A 6,059-nucleotide genomic window follows, 5' to 3' on the forward strand; every position below is an offset into this window, starting at 1 on the left:
TTGGCGTGTGTGCTGCCCACAGCCGGCACTCGGGATCGAGTGGCACCAACGACATGTTTCCTCCGTGCAGTAAACTATGCGTCATGACGACCGAAATGGCTCAGTCGCCGTGGACTTCCTTGACATCATCAAAAAACTCTTCGGAGATGTCTAGTCCTCAGAGGCAGACGCAGGTCAGCGACGCCATGAGGTCGGTGTTTGTTGAGCTTCTGGTGCACGGGCCCCTGTCGCGGGCAGAGACCGCGCGCCGGCTGGCGCTGTCGCCGTCGGCGCTGACGAAGCTGACCAAACCGCTCATCGAAGGCGGATACCTGCTGTACCAGCCGACGGAAGAGCGCCCTGCGTTGGGGCGACCCTCCCAGCCACTGGCGGTCAATGCCAGCCGGATGTCGCTGATCGGCGTCAAGCTCACCTCTGACGAGATGTTCGCCGTCCGCACCGATCTTCGAGGTCAGATTCAGCGCGAGGTCCGGCGTGAGCTGCGCAGCCATGAGGTGGACCACGTCGTGGCGGAGATCGCGGACGCCGTCCGGGAGCTCAGCCTGCCCGTAACACCGCCTTCGGCGGTGGGCATCAGCCTCGCCGGCACGGCCTCTGCCGGCGATCCCATCGTGCACACCTCGCCGTTTCTCGGCTGGAACGACGTGCCCATCGGCAACATCGTGGCCGCTGCGACCGGTCTCCCGACTATCGTCGAAAACGACGTGCGTGCGCTGACCGCCGCACAGCAATGGTTCGGGGCCGGTGTGGGACGGCACTCGTTCGCGCTTGTCACGGTGGGGGCCGGCATTGGTTGCGGCCTGGTCATCGGTGACCAAGTGGTTCGCAGCCCCGGCCGGGGTACTGGCCTGGTCGGGCACTTGGCCGTCGACAACAACGGCCCTTTGTGCGAGATGGGCCACCGCGGTTGCGCCCGAGCGTATGCCAGCTCCGCGGCGATCCAGCGATCCATCGCGGCGGCACTGGGCCGCCCCGACCTGACCTTCGACCAGTGCCTGGCCCTCGGACGCGAGCAGCAACCGGCGGCGGCGCGGGTGTTCCAAGAGGCCGGACGAGCACTCGGGCGAGTAGTCGCCACGGTCGCGAACATCACCGGCGTCGAACTGGTCATCCTGTCCGGAGAGGCAGTGCAGATGTTCGACGTCTGCGCCGACGCCTTCGATGCGGCGCTAGCGGAGCACACTCACTGGACATCAACGCCCGTCGAGGTTGTGGTGAAGCCCTTCACCTTCAGCGAGTGGGCGCGCGGGGCGGCTGTGGCGGCCCTGCAGTACCAGATCCTCGGCGCCTGAGATCCCGCACCGAGGTAGGCCATCGCCCGTCCCTGCTTGCCGCGACGCCAGCCACCGGAGCCAGAAGCAGGCGACAGCGGGCGGCCGTCATGACATCCGCGCCCCCGCTGTCGCCGGCCACGCGCCGCGCGACACCACGGCGACCAACTCCGCTTTGTTGCGATTGTTCACTAACTCCCAGCCATCGACCGGTCTTGACCGGTACGACTGGCCGCAGTTACTTGACAGCGTGAATGAAAACGCTATGCTTCCGGCATGTTAACGGCCCCCTCGCCATCGAGGCTCCGAACAGGCGACCAACCCGCAGCTGCGGTTGCGCCACCGTTGCCCGGCGTTGAGGACGGCGGCCTCCTGGCCAATGCGCACGGCACCCGACGGCGAGGTAAGCCACGACGGCATCAGCGCGACACAGCGCGCATTTGCCCTGTCAAGCTCGACAACAGCGGCCGTCACCAGGCATGGAATCCGCGATGACAGCCCCAGCGGCCTTGCGGCACTTGCGTCGCAGCTCGTCGCGCCGGCGTCATGGCGACCTCCTGCCGGCCCTGGCTTTCGTTCTGCCTGCGACATTCGGATTCGTCGCCTTCTACATCTGGCCAACGGTTCGCGGCTTCTACTTCAGCCTGACTGACTATTCGCTGCTGGGGCCGGCGCGGTTCGTCGGCGTGGACAACTACAAGCAGATGATCGATGATCGCCTGTTCTGGAACGCCCTGCTGGTCACCGCCGAGTACGTCCTTATCAACATCGTGACCCAGACGGTGCTGGCGCTGCTTATCGCGGTCCTGATGCACCGGCTGACCAGATCGATCGTCGTCCGCGGCATCATCATGCTGCCGTACTTCGTGGCGAACGTCGTGGTGGCCATCGTCTGGTACTGGATGCTCGACCCGCAGATCGGTGTGATCAACGAGTTGTTGAACGCCGTCGGCGTCGACCGTCTCAGTTTCTTCGGCGACACCGCCGCGGCCATGCCGACCGTAGCGCTGCTCAACACGTGGAGACACGTGGGCTACACCGCGCTGCTGATCGTCGCGGGGATGCAGATGATCCCGCGCACCTTCTACGAGGCGGCTGCCCTGGATGGCGCGAGTGAGTGGCGCATGTTCTGGCGGGTCACCCTGCCCTTGCTGCGCCCGGTGATGGCCCTGGTGCTCGTTCTGACCGTGATCGGTTCGTTCCAGGTCTTCGACACCGTAGCCGTCACCACCTCCGGTGGTCCCGTCAACGCCACCCGCGTGATCGTCTACTACATCTACGACCAGGCGTTCAACCGGTTCCACTTCGGGTTCGCCTCAGCGATGTCCTTCGCCGTGTTCGTCCTGCTGGTCGGCATCGCATACGTCCAGCTACGGCTCACCCGCGCCCACGACTCCGACCTTTCCTGAGGAAGCCATGGCCACCTTGCAAGGTTTCGACCAGCACAGCTCGGAGTCCGTGAAGGCATCGGCCGCGGCGATGGACGGCGCCGCCCGCCGCCGCGGCGTGAACTGGGGCCGGGTCGCTGGCTGGGTCGCGCTCGCCGTCATCATGGCGCTGACGCTGTTCCCGTTCTACTGGATGCTGCGAACCTCGTTCTCCACCACCAGATCGCTTGCCTCGGGCTCAGGGGATCTGCTGCCGGTGGACTTCACCGTCGGCGCTTACCGGCGCGTTCTCGGTCTTGCCTCACCGCAGGAGGCGCTCGCACAGGGTGGCACTCCGGCAAGTCTCAACTTCTGGCGCTACCTGATGAACTCCGTCATCGTCGCCACGATCATCACCGCAAGTCAGCTGCTGTTCAGCGCGATGGCCGCCTACGCGTTCGCCCGGCTGCGATGGCCGGGCCGGAACAAGATTTTCTTCCTGTTCCTGTCCGCTCTCATGGTGCCGCCGATCTTCACGACACTGCCCAACTTCGTACTCGTAAAGAATCTCGGACTGCTCAACACCTACCTCGGAATCGTCCTACCGAGCCTGCTCATGACGCCGTTTTCCATCTTCTTCCTGCGGCAGTTCTTCCTCGGCATAAACCGAGAGATCGAGGAAGCCGCCAGAATCGACGGCGCGGGTCATGCGCGGATCTTCTCGAAGATTATCGTCCCGATGAGCTCTGCACCCCTGACCACCCTGGCGGTCATCACCTACATCAACTCCTGGAACGACTACCTGTGGCCCCTGCTGGTGGGCAAGGACGAAAGCGTCCGGGTCCTCACCGTCGCCCTCGGCATATTCCGATCGCAGACCCCCCAAGGGGGCAGCGACTGGGCTGCGCTGATGGCGGCGACACTCATCGCCGCGCTGCCGATCATGATCCTCTTCGCGATCGTCGGCCGGCGAATTATCAATTCCATCGAATTCTCTGGCATCAAGTAGGCGGTCGCCGCACACTAAAACGCAGCCGTCTGCAGCGTAATAACCAACGCCCCACACTACGGAGGTCATACATATGAGACGGGTCGTCTGTCTCATTGCCGCAGCGCTGTTCGCGGTCCCTCTCGCTGCCTGCAGCGGTTCGGACAGCACCAATGGCTCCGGCAACGTCACCTTGAACTACTGGCTCTGGGACTCGGCCCAGCAGCCTCAGTATCAACAGTGCGCTGACGACTTTACCAAGGCAAACCCCAACATCAAAATCAAGATCACGCAGTACGGGTGGTCCGACTATTGGAACGCGCTCACTACGTCGTTCGTCTCCGACACGGCGCCCGACGTGTTCGTCAGCCACCTGTCGTACTACCCCCAGTTTGCCCAGCGCAACCAGCTGCTGGCCCTCGACGACTACATCGGCAAAGACAAACTGGACCTGAACGTCTACCAGCCTGGGCTGGCGGACCTGTGGAAGTCCAAGGACGGCAAGCAGTACGGCCTGCCCAAGGACTTCGACACCGTCGCGATCTTCTACAACACCGCCAAGCTCCGCGAGGCCGGCATCACGGCCGAGCAGATGCAGAACCTCACCTGGAACCCGACCGACGGCGGCAGCTACGAGAAGATCATCGCGCGTCTCACGGTGGATGCCAAGGGGAGACACGGCGACGAACCCGGCTTCGACAAGAACCACGTGGTCACCTACGGGCTCGGGTTGAATGGAAGCGGTGGCGCATTCGGGCAGACCGAATGGAGCGAGTACGCCTTCAGCACCGGGTGGCAACATGCCCAAGGGCCCTGGGCTACCGCGTTCAACTTCAACGACCAGCGGTTCAAGGACACCATCGCCTGGTGGCGTTCGCTCACCGAGAAGGGCTACATGCCCGGACTGGAAAAGGTCGGACCTGGCGGCAAGTCCGTCGTAGCGCAGATGGACGCGTACGGTGCCGGCAAGTACGCGATGGTCACCGAAGGAAGCTGGAACACCAAGTCCTACTGGGCACTCAAAGGCGTCAAGTCCGGGATCGCGCCGACGCCCATCGGGCCGTCGGGCAAGCGCGCCAGCATGATCAACGGTTTGGCCGACAACATCGCCGCCGGAACGAAGCACCCGGAAGCCGCCTGGCAGTGGGTCAAGTACCTCGCATCCGCCGATTGCCAGCTGAACATCGTGGCCAAGGAAGGCATCGTGTTCCCCGCCATGGTCCAGGCAGCTACGCCGGCCAAGGACGCGTTCGCCAGGAGCGGCATCGATGTCGGCCCCTTCCTGATCCACCCGCAGGACAAGACCACGCACCTGGCGCCGATCGCCGACCACTGGACCGACATCCAAGCCGCCATGACGGAGGCGATGGAGTCGTACCTGCTCTTCAAGACCGACATCTCGGCTATTGACAAGGCGAACGACAAGATAAACGCCCTGTTCCGGTGATCCACGGGGGAGCATGCCGAAGCCTTGCCGGTGAAAGGAGGGCAACGAAGGCGGGCGCGCCTCTGTCGAAAGGTGAATCGCTTCGGCATGCCCCGCCGGCTATTCAACACAAGAACCTGATCCCCGAGCGGGAGAGCGCATCAACGGAAAGGAGGGAGTTGCATATGAAATGGAAGAGGGCGCTTGCCGCAACCATCGCGACTATCAGCAGTGGTGTGGTGTGGCTCAATGGAACGGTTGCCGCGACCGCCAACCCGGATCACAGCTCAGTGCCCACCTCAACCAACGCTTCCCTGACCTGCAACGTTGCGCCCGTCGACTCACAGGCAACGGCGCAGGCGCGGAATATACTGTGCTACCTCTACAGTCAGTACGGCAACCACGTCCTGTCCGGCCAGCGAGAGACCAACGGCAGCGAGGACGAGTTCGACTACATCCTGAGCAACACGGGTAAGTATCCGGCCATCCGCGGCATGGACATGTGCGATCGCCCCGGCGCCATCGATCGCGCACTGGCCTGGTGGAACGCCGGCGGCATCCCGCTGATCGGCTGGCACGTGGGCGCACCCACGTCAACTTACTGCGACTACGGCGGAACGGCCTCGATCGACGCCACCCTCACACCGGGCACACCGGAATACCAGTCGTATGTCGCCGAACTCGATGCCGCCGCCAGTCAACTGTTGCGGCTTCAGTCCCAAGGCGTCGCCGTCCTCTGGGCGCCCTACCACGAGGCCGGTGGCACATGGTTCTGGTGGAGCAAGGAGGGCGGCAGCCAGTGAGCCTTTCCGCGTAACGGTGTGAGTGCGGCGGGTAGCGGTGCTGGTGGCCGGTGCGGACACGCCCGGACCCGTTGTGTTGCAAGGGAAAGACGCAGAACCCCGGTATGAAGTGGTCCTCTCACAGATCAACTTCAGTAGGGGTCCTGCGTCGCCATGAGTGTCACATACACCGCCGAGCTGTCCGTGCGCGAGGAGACCGTGTTG

General features: G+C 63.8%; 5 protein-coding genes. All 5 read left to right on the forward strand.

The genetic code is table 11. The annotated features are described in order from the left end of the window. Nucleotides 1-194 precede the first annotated feature (194 nt). The 5 genes from ABGB16_RS28100 to ABGB16_RS28120 all read left to right on the forward strand — a co-directional run bounded on the left by ABGB16_RS28100 (nt 195) and on the right by ABGB16_RS28120 (nt 5,855). A complete protein-coding gene (locus tag ABGB16_RS28100) occupies nt 195-1,292 on the forward strand; it encodes an ROK family transcriptional regulator (RefSeq protein ID WP_347671104.1) in 1,098 nt (365 codons plus the stop codon). A 470-nt stretch (nt 1,293-1,762) separates the two neighbouring features. Next, complete coding sequence (locus ABGB16_RS28105) at nt 1,763-2,680, forward strand: sugar ABC transporter permease (RefSeq protein WP_347671105.1); 918 nt, start codon at nt 1,763-1,765, stop codon at nt 2,678-2,680. 7 nt (nt 2,681-2,687) lie between these two features. Then, complete coding sequence (locus tag ABGB16_RS28110; RefSeq protein WP_347671106.1) at nt 2,688-3,647, forward strand: carbohydrate ABC transporter permease; 960 nt, start codon at nt 2,688-2,690, stop codon at nt 3,645-3,647. A gap of 73 nt (nt 3,648-3,720) precedes the next feature. Continuing rightward, the gene (locus ABGB16_RS28115) at nt 3,721-5,073 is read left to right on the forward strand and encodes a sugar ABC transporter substrate-binding protein (RefSeq protein WP_347671107.1); all 1,353 of its coding nucleotides are present in this window, start codon (nt 3,721-3,723) and stop codon (nt 5,071-5,073) included. A 164-nt stretch (nt 5,074-5,237) separates the two neighbouring features. Further along, the gene (locus tag ABGB16_RS28120) at nt 5,238-5,855 is read left to right on the forward strand and encodes a glycosyl hydrolase (RefSeq protein WP_347671108.1); all 618 of its coding nucleotides are present in this window, start codon (nt 5,238-5,240) and stop codon (nt 5,853-5,855) included. The last annotated feature ends 204 nt before the right edge of the window (nt 5,856-6,059 follow it).

Source organism: Micromonospora sp. B11E3 (assembly GCF_039871625.1).
Classification (GTDB): domain Bacteria; phylum Actinomycetota; class Actinomycetes; order Mycobacteriales; family Micromonosporaceae; genus Micromonospora.

Excerpts from the sequence above, each read along its gene's own strand:
- ABGB16_RS28105 (WP_347671105.1), top strand. The coding sequence starts at position 1,763 with ATGACAGCCCCAGCGGCCTTGCGGCACTTGCGTCGCAGCTCGTCGCGC.
- ABGB16_RS28110 (WP_347671106.1), top strand. The coding sequence starts at position 2,688 with ATGGCCACCTTGCAAGGTTTCGACCAGCACAGCTCGGAGTCCGTGAAG.
- ABGB16_RS28120 (WP_347671108.1), top strand. The coding sequence starts at position 5,238 with ATGAAATGGAAGAGGGCGCTTGCCGCAACCATCGCGACTATCAGCAGT.
- ABGB16_RS28115 (WP_347671107.1), top strand. The coding sequence starts at position 3,721 with ATGAGACGGGTCGTCTGTCTCATTGCCGCAGCGCTGTTCGCGGTCCCT.